The following is a 26,456-nucleotide window of genomic DNA, read 5'->3' on the forward strand; positions in this document are numbered from 1 at the left end:
TCAGGTCATGTCTGAGACGATCGAACCCGCTCCATCTCCGGACGGCGCCGCGCTGCACGGGCCGGTGGCCCGCCTGTTGCGACCGCTCGTGCGCCTGCTGGTGCAGCGGGGCATCACCTTTCCCGCCCTGACGAACCTGTTGCGCGAACTCTACGTGAACGTCGCCGAGTACGACTTCGCCCTGCCCGGCAAGGAGCAGACCGACAGCCGGGTCAGCCTGCTGACGGGCATCCACCGCAAGGAAGTGCGCCGCCTGCGCGGGGCGGGCGCGCCCGTGAGCCAAGTGCCGGCAACGGTCTCACGCACGAGCCGGATCATCGCCCGCTGGGTCGCCGCACCCGAATTCACCGATGGCCAGGGCCGGCCGCTGCCGCTGCCGCGTTCGACCGACGACGCGGCCCCCTCCTTCGAGAGCCTCGTGGCCGGCGTGACCAAGGACGTGCGGCCCCGCGCCGTGCTCGACGAATGGCTCGACCGGGGCCTCGCCATTCTCGATTCGGAAGGCCGGGTGCAGCTTCTGGAGGCGGCCTACCTGCCCAAAGGGGGGACCGAGCCCCAGCTCTACTATCTCGGGCGCAACCTGCACGACCACATCGCGGCGGCGGCCGAGAACGTCGCGGCGCTCTCCCCTCGCTTCTTCGAGCGCGCCGTGCATTACGACGGCCTCTCCGACGCGCTCGCCGCGCGGCTTGAGGAGCGGGCGCGGGAGATCGCGATGGGGGCGTTGAAGCAGGCGAACGCCGAGGCGCACACGGCTTGCGCGGACGATGAAGGCGGGCGCCACCGCTGGAACTTCGGCATCTACATCTACCGGGAGGAGGTCCCCGCCCGTGATCCCGGCGTGCAGACGGCATCGGGAGATGCGGAGGGTCGCGCGCCTTGAGCCGCCTGACTCCGACCCGCCGCGGGCTGCTGGCGCTGCTGGCCGGCACCATTCTCTGGCGGCCGCACCCGGCTTGGCCCCAAACGGCGGGCGACCCCGCCCAGGACCGCGGCATCGGAGGCACCGGTGCGCGCCCCTCGGAGGAGGAGACGCCCGGCGGCGATCGCGGGATCGGCGGCACCGGTGTGATCGGCACGATCCGCCGGTTCGGCTCGATCGTCGTCAACGACCTGCGCATCACCTATCCGCCGGACGTGCAGGTTCGCATCGACGGCACGCCCGCCCGTGTCGCCGACCTCAAGGTCGGCCATGTCGTGCGCGTGGTGGCACGCGGGCCGGAGGGCGCGCTTTCGACCCGTGCCATTACGGTGTCGAGCGAAGTCGTCGGCCCCGTCGAGGCCGTGGCTCGAGGCCGCCTGACGGTGCTCGGACAGAGCATCTCGACTGCAAGCCTGAAGACGGCCCGGACGCGATTCGCGGTGGGCGAGCGCGTGGCGGTGAGCGGCCTGCGCCGGGCCGACGGCACCATCGTCGCGAGCCTGATCGAGCCGCGCGCGGACGGGAGCGCCCGCGTCGCCGGGCCGGTCCGGCGGGATCGCGACGGCACCCCGCGCATCGGCGGCCTGCGCCTCGCGGGCCTGGAGCCGGGACTGACCGGGCGGCGCGCCCTGGTGGAGGGCGAGGCCGGCCCGGCGGGGCTGACGATCACCTCGGCCCGCGACGTCAGCCTGCCATTCCCAGCGGGGCTCGCCCGTGCCTCGATCGAGGCCTACGTCGCGCAGGGCGAGGGCGGGCTGCGTCTCGGCTCGGGCTTCGCCGTCTCGGGCGGGGTCTCCCCCTCGGCGCTGCCGGGATCCGGGCGCCCCGCGGTGATCGAGACCGGCATCGGCCGGGATGGGCGGATGACGGTCGAATCGGTGCGCGGTGACGCGTCGGCACGGGGCCAAGGCCCCGGCGGGCAAGGTGCAGGTGGCCAGGGCTCCGGCGGCCAGGGTCCCGGTGGGGGGCCCGGCGGTGGAGGCTTCGGCGGCCAAGGGCCCGGCGCGCCCGGGCGGTCGGGGCCCGGCGGCGAGGCGCCGTTCTCCCGCCCCGGCGGCCGAGCAGGCGGCTTCGAATCCGGCCGAAGCGGGGCCCCCGGAGGAAACGCGACGCCCGGCGGCTACCCGATCGACACCCGCCCGGGCCCGGGTGGCGGCCCCGGAAGTGCATTCGGCGCACCCTCAGGTGGATTCGGCCGGCCCGGCGACGGTGGACCGGGCGGCTTCGGCGGCGGGGGTGGCCCCGGAGGCTTCGGAGGCGGTCCCGGCGGCTTCGGAGGCGGGGGAGGACCGGGCGGCTTCGGAGGTGGCGGGCGTCGCTGACGCCCGTCAGCGGCTGCGCAGGATCAGCCGGTCTCCACGCACCTCGTAGGAGGGCAGCCGGTCGAGGAAGCTCTGGCCGAGCAGGTTGGTGGTCAGCACGCCGGGCCGGCTCACCATCGCGTTGACGTTGCGCTCGGTGATCGGCCCCACCGTGATCGAGTCGAGCCGGATCGGCGCCGTGAGCGCCGTACCATTGGCGGTGGAGACGCGCTGGGTGAAAGCGCTGTCCGGCGGGCGGATGCCGAGACGGTCGGCGGTTTCGGCGGTGAGCACGACGCTGCTCGCCCCGGTATCGAAGACGAAGCGCTGCTCGGCGCCGCCGTTCACCGCCGCCAGCACGGCGAAATCGCCGTCCGAGCGGCGGGTGATCGTCACCTCGCCGCCGGGCCCGACCACAGCCGTGCCGGGGCGTAGCGCCCCGACGAGCCCCGCACCAACCCGCTGCGCATCGTCGCGATAGGTGTAGCCGACGACGATCACCGCGCCGATGACGAGCCAGATCAGGATCGAACCCAGGGTCTTGCCCGGCATGACGAGCGCCTGTCGCCAGCGGCCGGCGGCGAGGAGCAGCAGCAGGGCGGTCATCGAGACGACGCCGGCGAGCTGATCGGAATCGAGCCCCATCACCGGGCCGCCGTCATGGTTGGCGATCAGGACGACGAGACCGATCCCGAGAATGGCAAGGCCGGCCCACATCATGGCGCGCCCGCCTCCCGGCCGGGATAGGCCCGGCGCAGCCGCTCGGGCAGCGCGGCCATGACGGCCCGCCGCTGCGCCTCGGAGAGCGAGCCCCACAGCCCGATCTCGTCGCGCGTGCGCCCGCAGCCCTCGCACAGGCCGGTCACGGCATCGAGCACGCAGAGCTTCGTGCAGGGTGAGGAAGGTTTGTTCGGGGGAGTCGCCAGCATCGCCCGTGCAGATGGGACGGAGCGGGGCCGTGAATCAAGGTCTCACCGGAAACCTTACGACGCCCGCGGGTCATCGGACGGGCTGCGCTTCAACCACTGGATCGGGTGGACGAAGATGCGTGTTCCCACATCCCCCTCCCAATGCGTCCGCAACCCTTGCGCCTCCACGGCCTCCACGATCTCGGCGGCGATGCCGACCATGGTCTCGTCGCGGTCGTCGAACGCGCCGAAGGCGAGGTAGAGCCCCCGGTCGCCGACGACCGCCTCGACATCCTGCCCGTGGTAGAAGACGAACCCTCGCGAGTCGCGTCCCCGCTCCCGGCGCTGGTGATACACCTCGCCCGCATCCGAGATCCCGTCCGAACGGGTATAGCCGGCATCGTGCAGGGCGATGATCCCGCTGGCGTCGAGGGCGTCGAAGGCGATGGCGAGGCGGTCGAAATCCGTCTCCAGCGGCCATGTCGCCTCGTCGGCCCGCTTGCGCGCGAAGGCTCGGGCCACCTCCGCCTCGACCCAGCGGCGGTCGTCGGGTGCGACCGCATCGGGGCCCAGGTACCCGTCCAGGATCGTCTCGAGCGTCGAGGCTTCGGTCTCGAAACCGCCGCGGGCCAGGATCTCGATCTGCTCGGCGGTGTCCGCGCGGTCGAGCGTTTCCGTGGACGCATCGGAGGATGTGCGGCTCTGCGCCTTCGCTGCCCGGCCCTGGAAAAGCCGGCGGAGGATTCTCAGCATCACGCCCCTCCCGCCTACGCCGTCGCCGCCACCAGGGCCAGCAGCACCGCGATCTCGCCGACCTGTTGGCAAGCGCCGACCACGTCGCCGGTCTGGCCGCCGATCTTGCGCTCGGCCAGCGCGCTGAGACCGAAGGCTGCAAGCGGGGCCAGGATCAGAGCGAGGCCGAGACCCAGCGGCGGCAGGCCGAGGGCGGCGGCGATCCCGGCGAGGATCAGGCAGATCACCCCCGCGATGCCCAGCGTCGTCCGGGTCGGCCGGCCGACGGCAGCACCCGCGCCGCCGGGACGGGCGGGGTCGAGGATCGCGAGCGGAACCAGCGCCACCGTCCGCGACAGGGCGGCGGCGAACAGGAGCGACACGGCGGCGAGCCCGCCGGAGCGGTCGAGCAGGGTCGCGAGCATCGCCGCCCGCAGCGCCAGCCCGAGGAACAGCGCGGTGCCGCCATAGGCGCCGATGCGGCTGTCGCGCATGATCTCCAGGCTGCGCTCGCGGCTCTGCCCGCCGCCGAACCCGTCGGCAACGTCGGCCAGGCCGTCCTCGTGCATGGCACCGGTGATGAGGGCCAGCGCCACGAGAGCGAGGGCTGCGGCGACGAACGGCCCGAGCCGGATCTCCCAGGCCAGAACCAGCACCAGGGCGGCGGGCGCGGCGATCAGCAGTCCCGCCAGCGGCAGCATCCGCGGCACGGTGCGAAAATCGGGTGCGGCGTAGGGCGCCGGCTCGTCGGGCAGCGGCGGAACCGGCAGGCGGGTGAAGAAGCGAAGGCAGGCGGCGAGATCGTAGACCAGTTCCGCCCCCGGAAAGGGCGGCCCGAGATCGCGGCCACTGCGCTCGATCATTCCGCTGCCCTTTCCTCCGGCCGCCTGTACCGCGGGCCCGTCCGCTTCTATAGCGCCGGGAGCCTCCTGCCTGCTACGCGGCGGCGCTGGCTATCCGGTGGCAATTCCCGCACCGATCGGGCGACCTCCTCCGTTTTTCCCGCATCCGACGCGCACGAGCCCTGCCGATGACCGCCAGCCCGACCTCCGACGCCTCGCCCTTCGCCGACATCCGCCGCCTGCTCACGGAGATGCCCGGCCCCGACGGGGACGCGGTCGCCGCGATCCGGGCACGGGATGCCAGCCTCACCAAGCCCCCGGGCGCGCTCGGGCGCCTCGAAGGGCTCGTGGAATGGCTCGGCGCGTGGCAGGGCAAGGCCAAGCCCACCCTCGACCGGCCGATGGTCTGCGTGTTCGCCGGCAGCCACGGCGTGGTGGAGCGCGGCGTCTCGGCCTTCCCGGCCGCGGTCAACCGGCAAATGCTGGACAACTTCGCCGCCGGGGGTGCCGCAATCAACCAGCTCTGCGCCGCCTACGGCCTCGGCTTCCGGGTGTTCGACCTCGCCGTGGATCTGCCGACCGGCGACATCTGCTCCGGCCCGGCGCTCGACGAGAAAGGGTGCGTCGCCACCATGGCCTTCGGCATGGAGGCGGTGGCGGCGGGCACGGACTGCCTGGCGGTCGGCGAGATGGGCATCGGCAACACCACGGTCGCGGCCGCGATCTACGCCGCGCTCTACGGCGGCGAGGCCGAGCATTGGGTCGGGCGCGGCACCGGGCTCGACGCAGCAGGCCTCGCCCGCAAGGCGCAGGCGGTGCGGCTGGCGCTCGACACCCACAAGGATCACCTCGGCGACCCGCTGACGATCCTGGCGCGCCTCGGCGGCCGGGAGATCGCGGCGATGGCCGGGGCCATCCTCGCCGCGCGGCTGCAGCGGGTGCCGGTGGTGCTCGACGGCTATGTCGCAACCGCCGCGGCGGCCATTCTGTACGCCGCCGACCCTCACGCCCTCGACCACTGCATCGCCGGCCATCGTTCGGCGGAAGGTGCACATGGCGAGGTGCTGGACCGGCTCGGCCTGAAGCCCGTCCTATCGCTCGACATGCGCCTCGGCGAGGCCTCCGGCGCGGCCCTGGCGCTCGGCCTGCTGAAGGGTGCGCTCGCCTGCCACCGCGACATGGCGACGTTCGAGCAGGCGGGCGTCTCGGGCAAGAGCACCGATTGAGACGCGCCGGCTGACGGCTTCGCCCGTCAGGCCGCCCGCGCGCGCCGGGCGGACGCCGCCTCGGCCGGGGCGTTCTCCGCACCGAGTGTCATCGCGGGCAGGGTGTCCATGCCGCGGCTCGCGGGGAAGGTGACGATCACCTCGGTGCCCTCGCGCGGCTTCGACTTGAGCTGGAAGCCGCCGCCGTGGAGGTCGATCAGACCCTTCACGATCGGCAGGCCGAGGCCGGAGCCCTGCTCGGCGGTCTTGATCGCCAGCGAGCCGCGCCCGAACGAGGACATCACCGTGCCGAGTTCGTCCTCGGGGATGCCGGGTCCGGAATCCTTGACGCTGAGATATTGCCCGCCCGACGAAGTCCAGCCGACCTTGATCGTGATCTCGCCGCCCGGCGGGGTGAACTTCACCGCGTTCGAGAGCAGGTTGAGCACGATCTGGCGCAGCGCCCGCTCGTCGGCCCAGAGGCGCGGCAGGGAACCGTCGATCAGGCTGGCGAAGGTCTGGCCCTTGCTGCGAGCGCGCAGGGTCATCATGTGGCGGCATTCCTCGACCGTATGGGCGAGTTGCACCGCCTCCTCGGTGAGGTCGTAGCGCCCAGCCTCGATGCGCGAGAGGTCGAGGATTTCGTTGATCAGATTGAGCAGGTGCATCCCGCTGTCGTGGATGTCGGTCGCGTATTCCCGGTAGGCTGGGGCGGCATGGGCGCCGAACACCTCGTTCTTCATCACCTCCGAGAAGCCGAGGATGGCGTTGAGCGGCGTGCGCAGCTCGTGGCTCATGGTGGCGAGGAAGCGGGACTTGGCGAGGTTCGCCTCCTCCGCCCGCCGACGGGCCTCGTCGGAATTGGCCTTGGCCTGTTCGAGTTCGGCGAAGATCGCGTCCTTCTCCGCCCGCGATTGCAAGGTGCCGACGGCGGAGGCGTAGAGTCGGCGTGCCAAGCCGGCGAAGAAGATCTGGCTCGCCACCGTCATCGCGACGAGGAGCATCGTGTCCATGTCGCTGGAGAAGATCAGCAGCGAGAGCGCCGCCAGCATCAGCGGCACGAGGCCGGCCAGGGCAGCGACCGGCACGGTCGCGGCGAGCATCGTCGTCACCGCCGCGACGATGACGAGGCCGAACAGCGCGAAGGTGCGCGCCTCGGGAACGCCCACGAGCAGCAGCATCGCCCAGGCGGCGCTCTGAGCGAACTCGGCGACGATGAAGGTGCGCCCCCAGCGCTTCAGCGACCGGCTTTCCGGCGCCTGCCGCAGGAAGCGGCGGCTCAGCAGCAGCATCAGGGTGGTGGCCGCGATCGCCCCGGTCGCCCAGATCGCCGCGGTCACGGCCGGCACCCAGATCGAGGAGGCACCCGCAACCATGAGCGCCAGGATCAGGAGCGGGATGCCCGCACCGACCCGGTACTGGGCGTAGAGCCGCAGAAGTTCGGTGTCGAAGGCCCGCTCCAGGCCGCTCGTGGAAGTCAGCCGCTCCCGGGCCGAGCGCATCTCGCGCGCGATGCCGCGGCGCTTGGCCACCTCTTGCGAGGAGGGCCCGCGCCCGCGCTGAACCATCTCCGCTGTGAGGTCGGCCATAACAGTCGAGATCGCCAATCGGGATCGGAACGCCGGGCGCCCGGTCGTGGTCTGGCGGCGCACGGGGCGGGGTGGAGAGCCCGCAGGGTGCCGTGCGAACCGTTAAGAAGCGGCTTCGACGATCCGGCGAATTGCGCCGATACAGGTGCGGAAACGTCTCATCCGTGTTGGGGTGCGCTCCCGCACATCAGGGATGGGCGTACAGGATCAAAATCGGAACGATTCCAAGTGACCATTTCAAGTCACGACACCACGTGACGGTCTCGAAGCGCATCTCCCGGCCGGACGGCGGCCCTGAATTCATGCGTTTCGTGCGACAGCTTCCTCTCGGAGTGCGCCCATGCTGACCCTCAACCTGAACGGCGTGGCGCGGGAGGTCGATGCCGACCCCGACATGCCCCTGCTCTGGGTGATCCGCGACCGCCTCGACATGACCGGGACCAAGTACGGCTGCGGCATCGCGCAGTGCGGCGCCTGCACGGTGCACATGGACGGTCAGCCGGTGCGCGCCTGCCAGACCCGTATCGGCGATGTCGGGGAGGCCAAGATCACCACGATCGAGGGCGTCGAGGGCAAGGTGGCCGATGCGGTGAAGGCGGCGTGGCGCGGCCTCGACGTCGTGCAATGCGGCTACTGCCAATCCGGCCAGATCATGTCGGCCATCGGCCTGCTCACGGAGAACCCGAAGCCCAGCGACGCGGATATCGACGGCGCCATGGACGGCAATGTCTGCCGCTGCGGCACCTACCAGCGCATCCGCGCCGCCATCCACGACGCCGCCCGCTCGCTCGCCTGAGCCGCCCGCCCCGCAGCCTTTCACGATTTGGAGCCCGGCATGCTCAAGCTCGACCTGACTGATACGCCCGTTCCGTCCCGGCGCGCCTTCCTCGGCGGCGCGGCGGCGGGCGCCGTGCTGCTCGCCTTCCGCCTCGACCTGAAGGGTGCCCGCGCCGCGGAAGGCTCGGACGCGCTGTCCAAGGGTCCGGCCCAGCCCAACGCCTTCGTGCGGATCGCCGCCGACGACAGCGTCACGGTGATGATCAAGCATCTCGATATGGGCCAGGGCAACACGACCGGGCTCGCCACCATCCTCGCCGACGAACTCGACGCGGATTGGAGCCAGATGCGCGTCGCCTTTGCACCGGCGGATGCGAAGCTCTACGCCAATTTGCTGATGGGCCCGGTCCAGGGCACGGGCGGCTCGACGGCGATCGCCAATTCCTGGTTCCAGCTCCGCAAGGCGGGGGCGGCCGCCCGCGCCATGCTGGTTGCCGCCGCGGCCGAGAAATGGAGCGTGCCGGCAGGCGAGATCACCGTCACGAAGGGCGTCATCGGCCACCGATCCGGCAAGCAGGCCCGCTTCGGCGAATTCGCGGAAGCCGCTGCCGCCAAGCCGGTGCCGCAGGAGCCCCGTCTCAAGACGCCGGCCGAGTGGACGCTGATCGGTCAGCGCGTGCCGCGCATCGATTCCGCGGCGAAGACCGACGGCACCGCGATCTACTCCCTCGACATCCGCCGCCCCGGCCAAGTCACGGCACTCGTCGCCCACCCGCCGCGCTTCGGCGCCACGGTGAAGTCGGTGGATGCGGAGGCCGCGCAGGGCATGCCCGGCGTCGTCGGCATCGTCACGATCCCGACCGGCGTGGCGGTGATCGCCCGCGACACATGGAGCGCGATGAAGGCCCGCGAAGCCCTCAAGGTCACGTGGGACAATTCCGCCGCCGAGACCCGCTCCTCGGACGCGATCCTCGCCGAGTACCGTGAGACGGCCAAGACCTCCGGCCTCGTCGCCTCGCAGGCGGGCGATGCCGACGGCGCCATCAAGGGATCGGCCAAGGTGCTGGAGGCGGAGTTCTCCTTCCCCTATCTCGCGCATGCCGCGATGGAGCCCCTGAACGCCACGATCGAGCGCGCGGCGGACGGCAGCTACGACGTCTATGCCGGCTGCCAGATCCAGACCATCGAGCAGGCGGTGGTGGCGGCGACGCTGGGCGTCACGACCGACCGGGTCCGGCTGCACACCCAGTGGGCCGGCGGCTCGTTCGGCCGGCGGGCGACGCCGGGCGCCGACTACTTCGCCGAGGCCGCCGCGATCGTGAAAGCCTGGGACGGCAAGGCGCCGGTTCACCTCGTCTGGACCCGCGAGGACGACATGGCGGCCGGCTATTACCGCCCGCAGGTCTACCACACGGTCAAGGCGGGCCTGAACGAGAAGGGCCAGATCACCGGCTGGCGCCACACCATGGTCGGCAAGTCGATCATGATCGGCTCGCCCTTCGAGGCGATGCTCGTCAAGAACGGCATCGACTCGACCACCGTCGAGGGCGCCTCCGACACGCCCTACGCGCTCCCGGCCTACCGCTTCGAGGTGCACAACGCCCGCGAGGGCGTGCCGGTGCTGTGGTGGCGCTCGGTCGGCCACACCCACACCGCCCATGTGATGGAGGTGTTCATCGACGAGCTGGCCCATGCATCGGGGTCCGATCCGGTCGCCTACCGGCTGTCGCTGCTGACCCGCGCGCCACGCCTGTCGGGGGTGTTGCGGCTCGCCGCCGAGCAGGCCGGCTGGGGCGCAAAGCCCTCCGAGAAGGGTCGCGGCCTCGGCGTCGCCGTGCACGAATCCTTCGGCTCCTACGTCGCGATGGTGGCCGACGTCACGGCGGGCGAGTCCGGCGTGAAGGTCAACCGGATCGTGGCGGCGGTCGATGTCGGCATCGCCGTGAACCCGGACGTGGTGCGCGCCCAGGTCGAGGGCGCGGTGGGCTTCGCCCTCTCGGCGGTGCTGCGCAACCGCATCACCCTCAAGGACGGCGTGGTGCAGGAGACGAACTTCGACAGCTACCAGCCGACGCGCATCTCCGAGATGCCGCGGGTCGAGGTTCACATCGTGCCCTCCGAGGTCGCCCCCACCGGGATCGGCGAGCCCGGCGTGCCGGTGCTGGCGCCGGCCATCGCCAACGCGGTCTTCGCCGCGACGGGCCAGCGCTTGCGCTCACTGCCGCTCGACCTGTCGGCCCTTCGCGGGGCGTGAACCGCGGGGCCGGCGCGGGCCGGCCCCCTCTCCGCCGGCTATCGGCGGGGCGGCGGGGCCGCGGGCCCGGCACCGGACACATCTCGGAGAGGCACGCTTCCCAGAACACCGGCGTACTTTGCAAAACCGGCAATCCGTCGATTAAGTTAGGCCTATCGAGCCGCAACAAGGCGCAGGATGGGCGAAAAAACAGATCCGCCCGGGTGGCCGTCGGATCGCGACGCGACGACGCGGCGGATCCTTGAGTTTGATTGGGCCGAAGCGGCCCTTCGGGCGAGCGAAGAGAAGTACCGCACCCTGTTCCAGACCATGGGGCAGGGTTTCTGCGAGCTCGAACTCGTGCGCGACGGGCAGGGCCGGGCCGTCGATTTCCTCTACATCGAGCTGAATCCAGCCTTCGAACGGCTGGTCGGCCTGCCGGCAACGGACGCACGCGGGCGGACGGGACGCAACGTGGTGCCCGATCTCGACCCGTGGTGGATCGAGACCTACGAGCGCATCGCCGCCTCGGGCGTGCCGGCGCGGCTGGAGCACACGGACACGCCGATGGGGCGCTGGTTCGAGGTCTCCGTCTACCCACAGGCGAACGACCGGCTGCTGATCCTCTACGAGGACGTCACCGAGCGCAAAGTCGCCGAGACGGCCCTGCGCGATCGCGAGGAGCGGCAGGCCTTCCTCCTGGCGTTGAGCGATGCGGTGCGCACGCTGACCGATCCGGAAGTGATCCAGAGCGCGGCATGCCGGCTCGTGGGTGAGCGGCTGGATGTGGACCGGTGCTACTACGTCGCCATTGACGAAGCCGCCGGAATCGCCCGCATCGCATGGGACCACGCTCGCGGCGACGCATTCTCGATCGCCGGCGAGCACCGGGTCGCGGACTTCGCGTGGTCCGTCGATATTCTTCGCCGAGGCGAGTGCCACGTCGTGGCCGACACGCAGAGCTCAGCCCAGATCCCAGTCGCCGGCCGCGCCGCCCTCGCTGCCCTTAGCATCGCCGCCTGCATGGGCGCACCGCTCATCAAGAACGGCAGCCTCGTCGGCGCGCTCTGCGTCACTCACTCGACTCCGCGGCCGTGGGCGGAGGCCGACGTCGGCTTGCTGCGTGAGGTGGCCGAGCGGATCTGGTCCGCGGTCGAGCGCGGCCGGGCGGAAGCGGACATCCGGCGCAAGAACGCGGTGCTCGAAGGGATCAACCGCATCTTCCGTGAGGCGCTGACCGCCCCCACGGAGGAGGAACTCGGCCGCGTCTGCCTTGCGGTCGCCGAGGATGTGACGCAGAGCGCCTTCAGCTTCATGGGAGAGGTCGACCACGCAAACGACCGGTTCAACGAACTCTCCATCAGCGATCGCGGCTGGCAGCATTTCGCGATGGACGACCCCGCTTTTCCCAAGGGCGTCGGCCCGAAAGGGCTCAAGATCCACGGCCTCTACGGCCGCGTGTTGCGCGACGGCAAAAGCCTCATCGCCAACGATCCCGGCTCGCACCCGGACCGGATCGGGACACCGACCGGCCACCCGCGTTTGAGGGCCTTTCTCGGCGTCCCGCTGAAGCGGAACGGACAGACCATCGGAATGATCGGGCTCGGCAACCGCGCGGGCGGATACCGATCGGAGGATCTCGAAGCCGCCGAGGCCCTCGCCCCGGCCATTCTCCAGGCCCTGCTGAGCAAGCGGACCGCCGACACCCTGCGCGAGAGCGAGGGGCGCTTCCGGACCCTCGCCGAACTCGTACCGAGCCTGCTCTGGAACTGCGATCCCGAGGGCAAGGTCGTCGTCGTGAACCAGCAATGGGGCGACTATACCGGCCAGGCTCAGGAGAAGGTCCAGAACGGCGGTTGGCTGGCCACCATCCCCCCCGACGAGAGGGCGGCGACGAAACGCATCTTCACCGAAGCCTTCGCCACCGGCCGGCCGGTGGAGCGACAGCAGCGCATCCGCCGCCGCGACGGACCTTTTCGATGGTTCCTGATCCGCCACGCCCCGGCGCGGGACGCGGAAGGGCGGATCACGCGCTGGATCGGCGCCGCCACGGACATCCACGACCAGCATCTTGCCGCCGAGAACCTGCGGGCGGAGGAGGCACGGCAGGCCTTCCTGCTCGACCTCGCCGACCGGCTTCAGGACCAGACCGACCCGCAGGCCGCCCTTCACACCGTGGTCGAGGCACTGGGGCGCCATCTGGGCGTCGGACGGGTCGGCTACGCGCGCCTCTCTGCGGACGGTGAGCGGGTCGAGCGGCAGGTCGGCTATCACGCCCCGACCGAGGCCCGGCTCGGCCCCCTGCCCATCACGGCCTTCGGCCGGGTGGTTCTCGAGCGGCTCCGGAGTGGTGAGACGGTCATCGTGGACGATGCCGCGGCCGTTGCGGCGCCCGGCGTTTGGCGAAAGGGCGCCGTCGGCAGCTTCGTGGCGGTGCCGCTGGTCCGCGACGACCAAATCCGCACCGTCCTCTACCTGACCCATCCCGAGCCCCGCACCTGGACGCGCTCCGAGACGACCCTGATCGAGGAGGTGGCCGCGCGGACCTGGGAGGCGGCCGAGCGGGCGCAGGCCGAAACGGAGCTGCGCACGAGCGAAGCCCGGCAGCGCGCTCTGGTCGAAGGCATTCCCCAGCTCGTCTGGCGAGCGGGCGACGGCGGCGCGTGGAGCTGGGCGAGCCCGCAATGGTGCCGCTATACCGGCCAGAGCGAGGCCGAGAGCCACAGCTTCGGCTGGCTCGACGCGGTCCACCCCGAGGATCGCGACCGGGCTCAAGGTGCATGGAGCGGAGCCGCAGCGGCCGAGGTGCTGGCCGTCGATTACCGAATCCGTCACGCCCCCGAGGGCCGCTATCGCTGGTTCCAGTCGCGCGCCCTGCCGCTGCGCGAGGGAAATGACATCATCGAGTGGCTGGGCACCTCCACCGACATCGACGACCTGCGGCAGCTGCAGGAGCAGCAGGGCGTGATGGTGGCCGAGCTGCAGCACCGCACGCGCAACCTCATCACGGTGGTGCGCTCGCTGGCCGAGCAGACCATGGCCCGAAGCGACTCCATGACGACGTTCCGCGCGCGTTTCTACGACCGGCTTGCGGTGCTCTCGCGGGTACAGGGCCTGCTCTCCCGTTCCACCATCGAGCCGATCACCCTGCACGCGCTCATCGTCACGGAACTCGACGCCCTCGGCGCCTGGGAGGCGTCCGACCGCATCTATCTCGACGGCCCATCCGTGCGGCTGCGCAAGGCGACGGTGCAGACCTTCGCGCTGGCCCTGCACGAACTCGCCACCAACGCCCGCAAATACGGCGCGCTCGCCGGAGACACGGGGTGGCTGAGCGTGACGTGGCGCACCTACACCGAGGACGACCGGATGCGGCTTGCCCTGCATTGGAGCGAGACGGAGGTCGAGCGATTGCAGGACGAGGGCGCCGCGCAACGGCGTGGCTACGGGCGCGAGCTGATCGAGAAAGCGCTGCCCTACGCCCTCGACGCGCGCACACGCTACGAACTGAGTGAGACCGGTCTGCACTGCTCCATCGACCTGCCGCTCACGGAACGGCGCAAGGCGGCGCGGCGTGGGACCGAGTCCGGGTAGGGCGCATCGCGACGAAGTGGCTACCGGCTCGTCGAAAGAATGCGCGTCACAACAATGACCGAGAGACGCCGGCCCGATGCAATGCGATCGGATACGGCCCTAGAGCATCGTCCCGAACGGTGGCCGCCGGCTTTCGGAAAGAGATGATGCTCTAACGAGGTCCTGCTTTCCGTTCAGTCTTGAGCGCAGCAGAACAAAGCCCCCTCGGGGCGCGATGCTCTATGCCCGCGCCAGCGCCCCTTCGATCATCCGCGCGATGGCGAGCGCCCGTCCGTCGTCGCCGAAGCGGGCGATCACCTGCACGCCGAGCGGTAGGCCGTCGCCCGGCACCGGCACGGTCACGCAGGGCACGCCCATCAGCGTCCAGAGGCGGTTGAAGCGCGCATCCCCGGTCGAGCCGAGCCCCTTCGGGGCCCGGCCGACGCTGGACACCGTCAGGATCGCATCGACATCCGAAAACAGCTCCTTGAGTTGGCGGCGCGCCCGATGCGCCTCGCGGCGGGCAGCGTCGTAATCGGCAGCACTCAGATCCTGCGCCCGGTCGAGCTGGCCGCGCAGCACCGGCGGCAGGGCGTCCCGATGCTCGGCATATTCCCAGGCGAGCGCTTGGCGGGCCTCGAAATCCTGCACCGTCGGGTGCGCGGCCCAGGCGCGTGCGAAGGGTTCCGGCAGGACGAGGTCGTGCACCACCGCGCCGGCCCGTTCGGCGGCGCGGGCCGCGCGATCGAGCGCCGCGAGCGCGTCGGCGTCGGCGCTCTCCGCGAAATCCTGGAGGCAGAGGGCGAGGCGCGGGCGCTCGGGTGCGGGTGCCTCGATGCCCGGCCGGTCCGCGATCAGCGCGAGCGCGTGGGCAATGTCGGCGACGGAGGCGCCGAACAGGCCGACCGTGTCGAGCGCCCAGGAGAAGGTCTTGACGCCCACCGTCGGCAGCAGCCGGAACGAGGGCTTGATCGCCGCGATCCCGCAGAAGGCCGCCGGACGGATCACCGAGCCGCCGGTCTGGGTGCCGAGCGCCAGGGGCAGCATCCCGGCGGCGACCGCCGCGGCCGAGCCCGAGGAGGAGCCGCCGGGTGTATGGCCGGTATCGCGCGGGTTCACGGTGGCGGCGGGGTCGAGGCCGGCAAAGGCCGTGGTCGCGGTCTTGGCGAGCGGCACGGCGCCGAGTGCGCGCAGCCGCGAGACGATCGCCGCGTCGGCCCGCGGCCGCCAGCCGGCATAGATCTCCGAGCCGGACTCGGTCGCCATGTCGGCGGTGTCGATGATGTCCTTGATCCCCACCGCGATGCCGGCGAGCGGCCCGCTCTCACGCACCGTTGCCTCGGGGGCGGTGCGGAGCACGGCGCCGATGGCGGGGTCGCGTTCAGCGATCCGCTCGCGCGCCGTTCGGATCGCGTCCGCCGCCGAGAGGGCGCCGGCGGCGACACGGGCGCGGATGTCGAGAAGCGAAATCATGCCATCCGAGTCGGGGTCTGGGTCGAATCTGTCAACACCGCTCCACATGGGAGCGGATCCGATCGCGCATCGTTAGCGGCTCGTTTACGGGACGCTGCGCATCGTCGCGTCCATGTGGCGTAAAGCGTTAGCGTTCTCGGCCCTGGTGCTGTTCGGCGCGGGGCTCACGGGCTGTGCGATCAACCGGTTCGAGCGCCGGGAGGCATGGCGTGACCAAGCCGAACAGATGTGCATCGCGCGCAAGCTCGTGCAGCCGACGGCCTATGTCTCGCTGGCCAAGGAGATCGACGGCCCCGGCCCCTGCGGCATGCAGCAGCCGTTCAAGGTTACCCGGCTCGGCGGCGGCACGGTGGCGCTCAAGCAGCGGATGACTCTGGCCTGCCCGGCGCTCGCCGAGGCCGAGGCGTGGCTCGCCGACACGATCCAGCCCGCCGCCAACCTGTATTTCGGGGTGGCCGTCGCCGAGATCAATGCGGGCACCTATTCCTGCCGCGGCCGCAACAACCAAGCCGGCGCCAAGCTCTCGGAGCATTCCTTCGGCAACGCCCTCGACATCATGTCCTTCACCCTCGCCGACGGGCACGTCATCACCGTCAAGGGCGGCTGGCGCGGCACCGAGGCCGAGCAGGCGTTTCTGCGCGAAGTCTTCGTCGGAGCCTGCGCCCGATTCTCGACCGTCCTGGCGCCGGGTTCCAACGTGTTCCACTACGACCACATCCACGTCGATCTGGCGATGCACGATCCGCGCGGCCTGAAGCGCATCTGCAAGCCGCTGCTCAAGTTCGAGTCGCAGCTCAACCTCGCCGACGGCTCGCCCCGGCCCTTGGCCTCGCCGCGCCCGCCCGCGCGGCAGACCGCCCCGAGCCAGGCCCCGATCGACGTCGAGGAGGACGATCCCTACGGCGTCGCGCCGACCTCTTCGCGCACGACCGGCACGCGCGTCGCCCGCGCGCCGGCCGCCCCGGCGCCCACGGCCTATGCCGCAGCGCCCGCTCCGAGCCGGCCCCGCTCCCCGGTTCCGGCGCATGACGCGGCCTATGCGCCGCTGTCGCTGGCTGCGCCCCACGCCTCGGATCACGCCTCGGACGAGCCGATCTATTAATCCGTCCGGGGTGTGCCCGGCGCACCCCAGCCCGGACCAAAAGCGGCGCCCGCGCCCGGTCGAAGCTTGACTTGAGCCGAGCGCGGCGCATCGTCTTTCGCCCATCCGGTGCCCGCTGCGCCAAGCCCTTAAGGGCCTGCGTCGCGCCGCGGCACCCTCAACTGGCGGATCTGAGCGGCATGCGCCCGAACCTTCCCCTCGCCGTCCTGGCGCTCGGCCTCGTCACGGCCTCGTCCGTGCTGCCGGCGCTCGCCCGCTCCGGCCGCGAGGAGATCTCGCCGGCCGAGGAGCAGACCTTCCCCTACGATGCCGACATTCCCGGCTGCCAGGACGCCGACGTTCTGGAGAAGGTCTCGACCCAGTTCGCCGAAAAGGAGGCGAAGTTCTGGAACTCGTCGCTGACGATCCTCTCCTACGAGCGGATCGAGCGCACCGCGTGGCGCCCCTACGGCGTCGACTTCATCCCGCGCCGCTACTGCTCGGCGCTTGCCACCACCTCGGACGGGGTGCGTCGCAAGGTCGATTACTCGGTGCGCGAGAGCCTCGGCATCATCGGCTCGACCTGGGGCATCGATTTCTGCGTCCACGGCCTCGACCGCAACAACGCCTATGCCTACGCCACCGCCTGCCGGATGGCGCGGCCCTGATCCGAGACGGGACAGCGATCCCCGCGCGCGGATGCAAGCTTGACTTGCAGGCCGCGCCCGGCATCGTCCTGAGGCGTTCCGCCGCCTGCGAGTCCCGTTCATGCCTCTCCGCCGCCTCGCCGCCCTGGCCCTCGGGCTGACCCTGGCCTCCGGCGCGAGCGCGCAGGATTTCGGTGGGTTTCGCCGCGGGGCTGAGCCCGGCAGCTTCGACTTCTACGTGCTGTCGCTCTCGTGGTCGCCGACCTATTGCGAGGGCGAGGGTGCGCGCCGTGACCGCAAAGGGCAATGCGCGCCGGGCCGCGGACTCGGCTTCGTGGTGCACGGCCTGTGGCCGCAATTCGAGCGTGGCTATCCCTCGAACTGCTCGGCCGTGGAGCGGCCGTTGACCCGCAACGCGGTCGAGGCTGCGGGCGAGATCATGCCGAGCGAGGGGCTGGCCCGCCATGAGTGGCGCACCCACGGCACCTGCTCCGGCCTCGATCCACTCGCCTACTTCAAGGCGGTCAAGACAGCCCGCGAGGCGGTGACGATCCCCGAGGCCTTCACGAAGCCGGAGGCGAGCCTGCGGGCCGCCCCGATCGAGATCGCCCGGCAATTCGTGACGGCCAACAAGGGCCTGCGCCCGGACATGATGTCGGTGACCTGCCGCCGCGGGCAGTTGCAGGAGGTGCGGATCTGCTTCTCGAAGGATCTGCGCGGTTTCACCCCCTGCCCCGAAGTGGCGCGCCAGAACTGCCGGGCGGGCGAGGTGTCGGTCGACGCGGCGCGGTGACGCGCGCACGGCTTTCCTGGTAAGCGCCAAGCCTCACGCAGTGGGGACCATGCCCTGAACTACCGTCACGCCTTCCACGCCGGCAATTTCGCGGATGTGCTCAAGCACCTCGTGCTGACCCGCGTGCTCGTCCATCTCGGCGCCAAGGACAAACCGTTCCGCGCCATCGATACCCATGCGGGCCTCGGCGTATACGATCTCACGGCGGAGGAAGCCGGGCGCACGGGCGAGTGGCACGATGGCTTCGGCCGGCTCGACGTGCCGTTCGCCCCCGAAGTCGAGGCGCTGCTCGCGCCCTACCGCGAGGCGGTGGCCGCCGTGCGGGCGCGCTTCGGGGCCACCACCTATCCCGGCTCGCCTGCGATCATCCGCGAAGCCCTGCGGGCCGGCGACAAGGGTGTGTTCGTCGAGCTGCACCCGGCCGACGCGCAGACGCTGGCGCAGCGCTACGCCAGCGATTCCCGCACCAAGGTGATGCATCTCGACGGCTGGACCGCGCTCAACGCCCTGATCCCGCCGCCGGAGCGCCGAGGCCTCGTACTGATCGACCCGCCCTACGAGGAGCGCGGTGAGATCGACCGTTTGGGCGCTCACTTGCTGAAGGCCGCGCGGAAGTGGCCGACCGGGATATACATCGGCTGGTATCCGATCAAGGACGTGTCCGGCGTCGATCGCATGGCGGCGGCGCTCGATGCGGGGCTGGAACGGCCTGCATTGCGCCTCGACCTGATGATCGAGCGGCCCGACGATCCGACGCGCCTCACCGGCACCGGCCTCGTAGTCATTAATCCGCCCTGGACCCTGACGGCGGAAGCGGAACGGTTCATGCCGGCCCTGGCCGAGCGGCTGGCCCGCAGCGGCTATGGCGCCTTCCGCTGTGAGCGGCTTGGGCCGGAGGGGTAGAACATCCGCCCTGCCCTCAGTGCAGCGTCCCCTCCCCTGGCTCGGGCTCGGCGCCCGGTTCGGGGATCGCCTCGGCGAAGGGGAATTCCAGAACGACCTCCCCGGCCTCGTCGGTGACGACGAGAATCGCTGTGATCAGCCGCGGGTCGCCTCCCTCATCCTCCAGGCTGGCGCGGATCGTCGCCCGCGCCACACGCCAGGCCTGATCGGGATCACGCAGCTCGACGCCCTCGTCGTCGGTAAGGGCGGCGGCGCCGATGCGGGTGTGGAAGAAGTAGCGAGGCACCGGGGAAGACAGCCTTACTTGACCGAGCCCTGCTGCGGGCTCTGACCGCCAGACTTGTCCTTTTTGTTAGCCTCGTGGTGGCCGACGGCGCAACCGGCAGCGGCACCGGCCTTACCGTGACCGGCCATGCTGCCCGCCACGCCGCCGACGACGGCGCCCTTGAGGCAGCCCTTGGCCTCGACCGGGCCGGCCAGGACGGCAACACCGAGTGCGAGAGCAGCAGCGGTCAGAATCGGATGCTTCATCACGTGAGCCTCGGGTTGGCGCGTCGTCCCAGCGCGATCGCTATGGGCCGATGCGAACGGGGTGAGACGCCAACCGGCCGCGACCGCATCCGTTCCGCTTGCCGCTCAGGCCGCGATCCGGCCCTCGAGCGGGAACACCTTGGCCGGGTTCATCAGCCAAGCCGGATCGAACACGTTGCGCACGCGCATCTGCTGTTCGAGATCCTCCTGCGTGTACTGGAAGCGCATCAGTTCGCGCTTCTCGATGCCGACGCCGTGCTCGCCGGTGAGGCAGCCGCCGACCTCGACGCAGAGCTTGAGGATCGCGTCACCCGCGGCCTCCGCCTTCTGCAACTCGCCGGGCTTGTTGATATCGAACAGGATCAGCGGGTGCAGGTTGCCATCGCCGGCATGGAACACGTTGGCGACGCGAAGGCCCTGCTCGGCGCAGATCGCCTCGATCCGCTCCAGCACGTGGCCGAGCTGGCCCGTCGGGATCGTGCCGTCCATGCAGATGTAGTCGGAGATGCGCCCCGTGGCGCCGAAAGCGGATTTGCGGCCCTTCCAGATCGCGGCGGACTCGGCCTCCGATTTCGAGACGCGGATGCTGGTCGGGTTGAACTCTGCGGCGATCGCCTCGATGCGCGCCAGCATGTCCGAGCATTCCTCGTCCGAGCCCTCGACCTCGATGATGAGCATTGCGGCGGCGTCGCGCGGGTAGCCGGCCTTGGCGAAGTCGTCGGTGATGAGGATCGCCTCGCGGTCCATGTACTCGATCGCGACGGGGATGATGCCCGCCGCGATGATCGCCGCGGTGCAGGCGCCGGCATCCTCGACCGAGGAGAAGCCGACCAGCGCCGGGCGCGCGCCTTCCGCGGCCCGCAGGATGCGCACAGTCGCCTCGGTGACGATGCCGAGTTGGCCCTCCGAGCCGCAGATCAGGCCAAGCAGGTCATAGCCGCCGGAATCGAGGTGCTCGCCGCCGAGTTCGACCACGGTGCCGTCGTTGGTCACGAGCGTCACGCCCATGAGGTTGTTCGTGGTCACGCCGTATTTCAGGCAGTGCGCACCGCCGGAATTCATGGCGATGTTGCCGGCGATGGTGCAGGCGAGCTGGCTCGAGGGATCGGGGGCGTAGAAGAAGCCCTCGTGCGCCACGGCTCCCGAGATCGCGAGGTTGGTGATACCGGCCTCGACCCGCGCGGTGCGGTTGGAAAAATCGAGATCGAGGATGCGCGTCATCTTGCCCACCCCGATGATGATCGCATCCTCCTGAGCGATGGCACCACCGGCCAGCGACGTGCCGGCGCCGCGCGGCACCACCCGGACGCCGTTGGCGTGGCAGAATGCCATCACGGCCGAGACCTCCCGCGTCGTCGAGGGCAGCACCACGGCGAGCGGCATCTTGCGGTAGGCGGTGAGCCCGTCGGTCTCGAAGGCGCGGCGCTCGTCCTCCGTCGTCACCAGAGCCTCCGGCGCCACCAGCGCGGAAAGCCCCTCGATGATCGCCTCGCGACGGGCGACAACATCCGCGTCCGGCGCGGGGAAGGCGATCGACATGGCCGGCATCTCCTCCAGAGATTTGTTTAGTCGTCTTCGTTCCGGCGATCCACAGGGGCGTGCGGGCCTTCAGCCCTGCTTCAGCCGCCGCAGTTCAGGTTCGCCCGGACGATGTCGGACCCACATTCTAGCGGAAAGTCTCCCGAGACGCACGGCGGTTCCGGCCGACCCATGCAGCCACCGAAAGGATCGGAAGCGTCTTCGTGAAGCGGCCTCGGCTGGACGCGTGCCCGGCATAGTCTATATCTGTTCTAAGGCTAAAAGCTCTGCCATAAGCAGGCCGGCTTCGGCCGTTCCTAGGAGGAAAACAACGATGCGTCATCTCATCCTCGGCGCCGCCCTCGCGCTGCTGTTGCCTGTCGCCGCCCATGCCGAGGGCGATGCCGCCGCCGGCGAAAAGGCGTTCGCGCCGTGCAAGGCCTGCCACAATTTCGAGAAGAACGGCGTCGGCCCGACCCTGAAGGGTGTGGTCGGCATGAAGGCCGGTGAGGGTGCCGACGGCTACGCCTTCTCCGATGCGCTGAAGAAGTCCGGCATCACCTGGGACGAGGCCAACCTCAAGGAGTGGCTCGCCGACCCGAAGAAGAAGGTGCCCGGCACCAAGATGGTCTTCCCCGGCGTCAAGGATCCGAAGAAGGTCGACGACATCATCGCCTACCTCAAGACGAAGTCCTGAGGCCCTCGCGCCTCCGGGATCCGATCGGACCAAAAAGGAAAGCCGCCCCTCGGGGCGGCTTTTCTCATTTCGGAGCTGCGATCGAACCCAAGGGCGCGTCAGCGAGACGCGTTCGCGGCCGGCAATTCGGTGCTGCCGGCACGGGCATGAAGCTCGTCGCGCATCAGGGCGAGGTTGTCGAGGAGTGCGCGCCGCTCGTCGAGGGTCATCCCGGTCATGCCGCCCACCGTGTGCGGCAGGCAGTCCATCTTGCCCTTAAGCCCGCGCCCCTTCTCGGTGAGGAAGATGCTGACCTGGCGCTCGTCCGGCCGGTCGCGGGCGCGGCGGACATGGCCCGAGGCCTCCAGGCGCTTGAGAAGCGGCGTGAGCGTGCCGGAATCGAGGAAAAGACGGCTGCCGATCTCCTTGACCGAGAGCCCCTCCTCCTCCCACAGCACCAGCAGCACGAGATATTGCGGGTAGGTCAGCTCGTGATGGGCCAAGAGGCTGCGATAGGCGCGACCGAAGGCATGTGCCGCCGCGTAGACCGCAAAGCAGAGTTGGCTGTCCAGGGATTGCGGGTCATCGCGGCCCGTTTGACTCATGACACTCTTCCTCGGCGCGCTCACGGCGCACTGGCGTTTCGGACCCGCAACCGGGTTCGGCACCGACGGATATGGGGACGGCGAGCCGCCTCCGCGAATCAAGTGGCTGTCCGCGACCCGCTGCGGCCATCGGATGAGATCGCTGCGTGAAAAAGCAGCAGCCCTGTGGGCTTCTACCCTCTCGCGCGTCATGCGTCCCGGCCAACGGCAACCGCGTGGTGGAATCCCTGCGACAGACCTAAGACGCGGACCCTAAAGAAAAATCATCGTGGGTACAATCGAACCACGCGCATGGCTTTCGCGGCCATCCGCATGAACGCCGCGCTCCCGAAAGCCGCGGCGGCGAAAATAATCCCCTCGTCTCTCGAAGAAAGGATCGCAGACGCGTCCCAGAGAAAGCGGGATCGGCTGAACGGGCGGCTGGGGCGGCGCTCGCAGCAGCGCGGCCTTGAGCCGCTCAACTCTTGCCCTTCCCCGACTCCTCCCCCGTCGGCTCGGCCGGGCTGTCGATGGTGCAGGACACCGCCTGCACCGCCGCGTCGGCCACGGCGCGCTCGCTCGGCAGCGCGGCGATCACACGCACCACCGCGAAGCCGCGCCGGGCGGGGGCGACGATGCGCACGTCGCGCGTCACCTCGCCGGCCACGTCGTTGGCCAGTGCCTCGTCGTACTGGGCGCGGGTCATCACCACGAGGTCGAGCCCACCGCGCACCGCCGCCTGATCGGTCACGGCGTAGAAGGCGCCCCGGCGGCCGTGCATCGAGACCGACAGCATCAGCGAGCCGGCCTGGGCTGAGACCCGCATCGGCCCGTCGTCGAGGTCGTAGGAGCACACGCCGACCGAGACCGCCGGATCGGGATTGGGCAGCCATTCGCCGTTCGCTGCGGGCACGCCCGCAAGGCCGTGGATGCGCAAGGGGTGGTCGAGGGTCTCGCTCGCCCGGGCGCGGGTGAAGGCGTCGCCCTCCGAGAAGCGCGGGATCGCCAGCACCGTGGCGATGTGGACGATGCCGGCGATGACGAGGCCGCAGGCGGTAGCGAGCCAGAAGGCGCCGCGGCTCATGAACCGCACCCCATGCGCTCGATCGCCGGCAGGGTGTCCCGGTCGAGCGAACCGACACTCGCGGCGACCGGCGTGTCGTAAAGGCGCAGCGCCAGCCGCACAGGCCCCCTCGGCCGCGGCATCGGCAGCCAGTTGCCGGGTTGGACCTCGGGGCTCAGCAGGATCGCGAAGCGGCCGTCGGTCTCACGCAGGATCTCGGTCGAGGTAAAACCCGTCCGTACTGGCTCCTGTCCCGGCGCCGGAGCGCCACGACCGGAAACGGTCAGGGTCCAGGCGCGGGCCGGGGGCGTCACACCCGCGAGGCGATAGCTGCAGGCGGCGTCCAGTGTCCGCCCCGCATCGTCGCTGGCGGCGGTCAGCAGCATGCCCTCCCCGACCGCGAGAGGGATGTCGCCGCGCCGGGCGTTGACGGCGCGGGCATAGGGGTCGGAATCGAGCGAGCCCGCCCGCGGCCACGCCGTCCAACTCCCGATCGCCGTCCCGCCGAAGGGATAGCCGCCGCTGGTGGCGTAGTCGGCACTGGCGAGGCCCAGAAGCCCGCCGAGGGTGAGCGCGTAGACGAACAGCCCGACGCGCGAACTGCGCGAGGCGGCACCCCGCGCGAGGCGGCCCAGGCGCTTGGGGAGCCGCGTTGGCAGGCGCTTGGAGGAATCCTGGCGCGCCTCCTCACGCAGGGATGTTCCGGCCGCCGGGCCGACTCCACTCGACAGGGCCATGGGGTCGGCCTCAGGGCGTCCCGAAGCCGCCGGAGGCGCGGGCGCCCTCGGCGACATCGACGGGCACGAGGCCGGGCGCCCGCATCCGGTCGGGGGCGACGGCGCCGGAGCGCGCCGGATCGGTTTTGCCGATTTCGCCCTTGCCGACTTCGCTTTTGGCGGCGGAGCGGCTGGTCTCGACGTTGCGGAACAGTCCGTTGAGGCCCGACAGCACCTCGAAGGAGCGGCGCGAGAGCCGGCCGCCGGTGCTGGCGGCGGCCGCCGCGCCGTCGGCCTGCGCCTGGGCGGCCTGCGGCGCGCTCCTGCGATCGTTCAGGCCGGGCATCGGCTTCAATTCGATGCCCTGATGGGCAGGGGCCATGATCTCGTGCCAGGTCATCGCGGGGAGCGAACCGCCGGTCATCTTGTTGGTCGGGCTGTGGTCGTCGTTACCGTACCAGACGGCGCCGACATAGTTGCCGGTGTAGCCGACGAACCACGCGTCGCGGTAGCCGTTGGTGGTGCCGGTCTTGCCCGCGACCTTCACGCCCTCGATCTGGGCCTTTCGCGCGGTCCCCTCCTCGACGACCTTGTTGAGCATGTAGTTCATGTCCGCCGTCACCTGCGACGAGAGCACCTGCACCGGCTTCTCGTCGGCGTGGCGGTAGATCACCTCGCCGCTGGAATTGCGCACCTCGCTGGCGACGTAGGGCTTGGCGACCTTGCCGCCGTTGGCGAAGACCGCAAAGCCTGCCGCCTGATCCATCACCGTGACCTCGGTGGCGCCGATCGGCAGCGATGGCGTGTCGGTGAGCGGCGTCGTCACGCCCATCGCTTTCGCAAGCTGAATGATCTTCTCGCGGCCGGCCTTCGCCGCCTTCCAGTCGTGGGTGATGCCGAGCCCCTTGCCGATGGCCGTGGTGACCTTGATCGGGATCGTGTTGACCGATTTGGCCACCGCGAGCCACATCGGCTGACGCCCGGAATAGGAGCGGCCGTAGTTTTGCGGGCACCAGTTGCCGACGCAGACCGGCGAATCCACCACCGCCGTGTCCGGCTTGAACAGGCCCGAGGCCAGCGCCGCGGCGTAGACGTAGGGCTTGAACGAGGAGCCCGGCTGGCGCAGCGCATCGGTGGCGCGGTTGAACTGGCTCTCGCCGTAATCGGCGCCGCCGACCATGGCACGCAAGGCGCCGTCGGGATCGAGGATCACCACGCCCGCCTCGTCCACGTCGTACTGGTCGCCCAGCCGCCGCAGCATGTTCTCGACCGCCTGATCGGCGGAGCGTTGGATCGAGAGGTCGAGCGGTGTCTTCACCGTGAGCACGCGGTCGTTGCGGAGCTTGCCCGCATCGGCCATCCGCTTCACCTCGTTGAAGGCCCAATCGAGATAGTAATCGGCGGTGATGTCCTTGGTGCGGGTCACCGGGGTCGCAGGGTTGCGCAACGCCGTCTGGATCTGCCCCTCGGTGACGAAGCCCGCCTCCACCATGTTGTGCAGCACGTCCACCGCCCGGCCGCGTGCGGCGGGCAGGTTGACGTTGGGCGAGTATTTGGTCGGCGCCTTGAACAGGCCGGCGAGCATCGCGGCTTCTGCCAGGGTGATGTCCTGCAGGCGCTTGCCGAAATAGTAATCCGCCGCCGCCACCGCGCCGAAGGTGCCGCCGCCCATATAGGCGCGGTCGAGATAGAGCTTTAGGATCTGGTTCTTGGTCAGGTGCGCTTCGAGCCAGAAGGCGAGGAACGCCTCGTTGACCTTGCGCTCCAGCGAGCGCTCGTTGGTCAGGAACAGGTTCTTGGCGAGTTGCTGCGTCAGGGTCGAACCGCCCTGCACGTTGCCCTTGCCCGACGAGTTCGAGACGAGCGCGCGGGCGGTGCCGATCGGATCGATGCCCCAGTGCTCGTAGAAGCGCCGATCCTCGGTCGAGAGCAGCGCCTTGATCATCAGTTCGGGAAAGTCGTCGAACTTCAAGGAGTCGTCGTGCTTGATGCCGCGGCGCCCGACCTCGGTGCCGTAGCGGTCGAGGAAGGTGACGGCGAGATCCTGGGCCTTCAGCCAGTTATCGCTGGTGAGGTTGAAGGCAGGCTGGGCCAGGAACAGCAGCAGCATGGCGCCCGCCGTCCCGATGGTGACCCCCTCGCTGGTGAGGTCGAGGGCGTAGCGCTTCCAGCCGCGGACCGAGAAGACCTGCATCCGCGCCTGGAAGCGCTCGTAGGCTTCCGTCGTGGAATGGCCGCCCTCGTACAGGCTCGCATTGACCCAGGCATCGAAGGCCAGGGCCGCGCGGCTGATCCGCGTCGTCAGCGATTTGAGGCTGGGCAGGCGCAAGGCGGCTTCCGGTTTCTTTCGACGTTGTCCGGGTCGGCGTAGAGCGAGGGCCTCGGCAAC

At 70.3% G+C, this 26,456-nt stretch carries 24 protein-coding genes; 11 read left to right on the plus strand and 13 right to left on the minus strand.

Going from position 1 to position 26,456, the window contains the following annotated elements; genetic code table 11:
- Nucleotides 1-7 precede the first annotated feature (7 nt).
- Nucleotides 8-883, plus strand: coding sequence for a DUF6502 family protein (locus MKK50_RS06125; protein ID WP_499021116.1), 876 nt, complete (start codon nucleotides 8-10; stop codon nucleotides 881-883).
- A complete protein-coding gene (locus MKK50_RS06130) occupies nucleotides 880-2,244 on the plus strand; it encodes a DUF5666 domain-containing protein (protein WP_499021118.1) in 1,365 nt (454 codons plus the stop codon). The genes MKK50_RS06125 and MKK50_RS06130 overlap by 4 nt, the downstream gene beginning before the upstream one ends.
- A gap of 6 nt (nucleotides 2,245-2,250) precedes the next feature.
- Here MKK50_RS06130 and MKK50_RS06135 read toward each other — a convergent pair whose 3' ends face one another.
- From MKK50_RS06135 to cobS, 4 genes are read right to left on the minus strand one after another with little or no spacing between them, the layout of a single operon-like run.
- Nucleotides 2,251-2,943 (minus strand): retropepsin-like aspartic protease family protein, encoded by a 693-nt coding sequence (locus tag MKK50_RS06135; protein WP_499021120.1) that lies wholly within the window; start codon nucleotides 2,941-2,943, stop codon nucleotides 2,251-2,253.
- On the minus strand, nucleotides 2,940-3,152 hold the full coding sequence (locus MKK50_RS06140) for a DUF1289 domain-containing protein (RefSeq protein ID WP_499021122.1): 213 nt from the start codon (nucleotides 3,150-3,152) through the stop codon (nucleotides 2,940-2,942). Before MKK50_RS06140 ends, MKK50_RS06135 begins: the two co-directional genes overlap by 4 nt.
- A gap of 54 nt (nucleotides 3,153-3,206) precedes the next feature.
- Nucleotides 3,207-3,884 (minus strand): DUF6891 domain-containing protein, encoded by a 678-nt coding sequence (locus tag MKK50_RS06145; protein WP_499021123.1) that lies wholly within the window; start codon nucleotides 3,882-3,884, stop codon nucleotides 3,207-3,209.
- Nucleotides 3,885-3,898: 14 nt separating this feature from the next.
- Entirely contained in the window at nucleotides 3,899-4,726 is an 828-nt protein-coding gene (cobS, locus tag MKK50_RS06150; protein WP_253367151.1) for an adenosylcobinamide-GDP ribazoletransferase, read from the minus strand.
- 167 nt (nucleotides 4,727-4,893) lie between these two features.
- On the opposite strand from cobS, the gene cobT reads away from it, so the two are divergent.
- Entirely contained in the window at nucleotides 4,894-5,931 is a 1,038-nt protein-coding gene (gene cobT / locus MKK50_RS06155; protein ID WP_499021124.1) for a nicotinate-nucleotide--dimethylbenzimidazole phosphoribosyltransferase, read from the plus strand.
- A gap of 26 nt (nucleotides 5,932-5,957) precedes the next feature.
- On the opposite strand, the gene MKK50_RS06160 is transcribed toward cobT, so the two are convergent.
- Nucleotides 5,958-7,499 (minus strand): sensor histidine kinase, encoded by a 1,542-nt coding sequence (locus MKK50_RS06160; protein WP_499021127.1) that lies wholly within the window; start codon nucleotides 7,497-7,499, stop codon nucleotides 5,958-5,960.
- Nucleotides 7,500-7,839: 340 nt separating this feature from the next.
- On the opposite strand from MKK50_RS06160, the gene MKK50_RS06165 reads away from it, so the two are divergent.
- From MKK50_RS06165 to MKK50_RS06175, 3 genes are all read left to right on the plus strand, one after another.
- Nucleotides 7,840-8,295 (plus strand): (2Fe-2S)-binding protein, encoded by a 456-nt coding sequence (locus tag MKK50_RS06165; RefSeq protein WP_499021128.1) that lies wholly within the window; start codon nucleotides 7,840-7,842, stop codon nucleotides 8,293-8,295.
- A gap of 39 nt (nucleotides 8,296-8,334) precedes the next feature.
- Nucleotides 8,335-10,530, plus strand: a complete 2,196-nt coding sequence (locus MKK50_RS06170) for a xanthine dehydrogenase family protein molybdopterin-binding subunit (protein WP_499021129.1) — start codon at nucleotides 8,335-8,337, stop codon at nucleotides 10,528-10,530.
- Between the two features lie 177 nt (nucleotides 10,531-10,707).
- A complete protein-coding gene (locus tag MKK50_RS06175; protein WP_499021130.1) occupies nucleotides 10,708-14,103 on the plus strand; it encodes a GAF domain-containing protein in 3,396 nt (1,131 codons plus the stop codon).
- Nucleotides 14,104-14,322: 219 nt separating this feature from the next.
- On the opposite strand, the gene MKK50_RS06180 is transcribed toward MKK50_RS06175, so the two are convergent.
- Nucleotides 14,323-15,555, minus strand: a complete 1,233-nt coding sequence (locus tag MKK50_RS06180) for an amidase (RefSeq protein WP_499021131.1) — start codon at nucleotides 15,553-15,555, stop codon at nucleotides 14,323-14,325.
- Nucleotides 15,556-15,667: 112 nt separating this feature from the next.
- On the opposite strand from MKK50_RS06180, the gene MKK50_RS06185 reads away from it, so the two are divergent.
- The 4 genes from MKK50_RS06185 to MKK50_RS06200 all read left to right on the plus strand — a co-directional run bounded on the left by MKK50_RS06185 (nucleotide 15,668) and on the right by MKK50_RS06200 (nucleotide 18,979).
- Nucleotides 15,668-16,657: an extensin-like domain-containing protein gene (locus MKK50_RS06185; protein WP_253367140.1), complete on the plus strand. Its 990-nt coding sequence runs from the start codon at nucleotides 15,668-15,670 to the stop codon at nucleotides 16,655-16,657.
- A gap of 179 nt (nucleotides 16,658-16,836) precedes the next feature.
- Nucleotides 16,837-17,304: a hypothetical protein gene (locus MKK50_RS06190; RefSeq protein ID WP_253367139.1), complete on the plus strand. Its 468-nt coding sequence runs from the start codon at nucleotides 16,837-16,839 to the stop codon at nucleotides 17,302-17,304.
- A gap of 100 nt (nucleotides 17,305-17,404) precedes the next feature.
- The gene (locus MKK50_RS06195; protein WP_499021133.1) at nucleotides 17,405-18,076 is read left to right on the plus strand and encodes a ribonuclease T2 family protein; all 672 of its coding nucleotides are present in this window, start codon (nucleotides 17,405-17,407) and stop codon (nucleotides 18,074-18,076) included.
- 96 nt (nucleotides 18,077-18,172) lie between these two features.
- Nucleotides 18,173-18,979, plus strand: coding sequence for a 23S rRNA (adenine(2030)-N(6))-methyltransferase RlmJ (locus MKK50_RS06200; RefSeq protein ID WP_253367137.1), 807 nt, complete (start codon nucleotides 18,173-18,175; stop codon nucleotides 18,977-18,979).
- A 16-nt stretch (nucleotides 18,980-18,995) separates the two neighbouring features.
- Here MKK50_RS06200 and MKK50_RS06205 read toward each other — a convergent pair whose 3' ends face one another.
- From MKK50_RS06205 to MKK50_RS06215, 3 genes are all read right to left on the minus strand, one after another.
- A complete protein-coding gene (locus tag MKK50_RS06205; protein WP_499021135.1) occupies nucleotides 18,996-19,265 on the minus strand; it encodes a DUF6894 family protein in 270 nt (89 codons plus the stop codon).
- Between the two features lie 14 nt (nucleotides 19,266-19,279).
- Nucleotides 19,280-19,510, minus strand: a complete 231-nt coding sequence (locus MKK50_RS06210) for a hypothetical protein (RefSeq protein WP_499021137.1) — start codon at nucleotides 19,508-19,510, stop codon at nucleotides 19,280-19,282.
- A 105-nt stretch (nucleotides 19,511-19,615) separates the two neighbouring features.
- Nucleotides 19,616-21,049 carry an FAD-linked oxidase C-terminal domain-containing protein gene (locus MKK50_RS06215; protein WP_499021138.1) on the minus strand — a complete coding sequence of 478 codons (1,434 nt, stop codon included), beginning with the start codon at nucleotides 21,047-21,049 and terminating at the stop codon, nucleotides 19,616-19,618.
- A gap of 313 nt (nucleotides 21,050-21,362) precedes the next feature.
- On the opposite strand from MKK50_RS06215, the gene MKK50_RS06220 reads away from it, so the two are divergent.
- On the plus strand, nucleotides 21,363-21,725 hold the full coding sequence (locus tag MKK50_RS06220) for a c-type cytochrome (RefSeq protein ID WP_253367130.1): 363 nt from the start codon (nucleotides 21,363-21,365) through the stop codon (nucleotides 21,723-21,725).
- 98 nt (nucleotides 21,726-21,823) lie between these two features.
- On the opposite strand, the gene MKK50_RS06225 is transcribed toward MKK50_RS06220, so the two are convergent.
- From MKK50_RS06225 to MKK50_RS06240, 4 genes are all read right to left on the minus strand, one after another.
- Nucleotides 21,824-22,309 carry a MarR family winged helix-turn-helix transcriptional regulator gene (locus MKK50_RS06225; RefSeq protein WP_499021141.1) on the minus strand — a complete coding sequence of 162 codons (486 nt, stop codon included), beginning with the start codon at nucleotides 22,307-22,309 and terminating at the stop codon, nucleotides 21,824-21,826.
- A gap of 457 nt (nucleotides 22,310-22,766) precedes the next feature.
- A complete protein-coding gene (locus tag MKK50_RS06230) occupies nucleotides 22,767-23,372 on the minus strand; it encodes a DUF1254 domain-containing protein (protein ID WP_499021143.1) in 606 nt (201 codons plus the stop codon).
- Nucleotides 23,369-24,088, minus strand: a complete 720-nt coding sequence (locus tag MKK50_RS06235) for a DUF1214 domain-containing protein (RefSeq protein ID WP_499021144.1) — start codon at nucleotides 24,086-24,088, stop codon at nucleotides 23,369-23,371. The genes MKK50_RS06230 and MKK50_RS06235 overlap by 4 nt, the downstream gene beginning before the upstream one ends.
- A gap of 10 nt (nucleotides 24,089-24,098) precedes the next feature.
- Nucleotides 24,099-26,396: a transglycosylase domain-containing protein gene (locus MKK50_RS06240; protein WP_253367122.1), complete on the minus strand. Its 2,298-nt coding sequence runs from the start codon at nucleotides 26,394-26,396 to the stop codon at nucleotides 24,099-24,101.
- Between the last annotated feature and the right edge of the window lie 60 nt (nucleotides 26,397-26,456).

Source organism: Methylobacterium sp. J-043, from assembly GCF_022829505.1.
Lineage (GTDB): Bacteria > Pseudomonadota > Alphaproteobacteria > Rhizobiales > Beijerinckiaceae > Methylobacterium > Methylobacterium extorquens_A.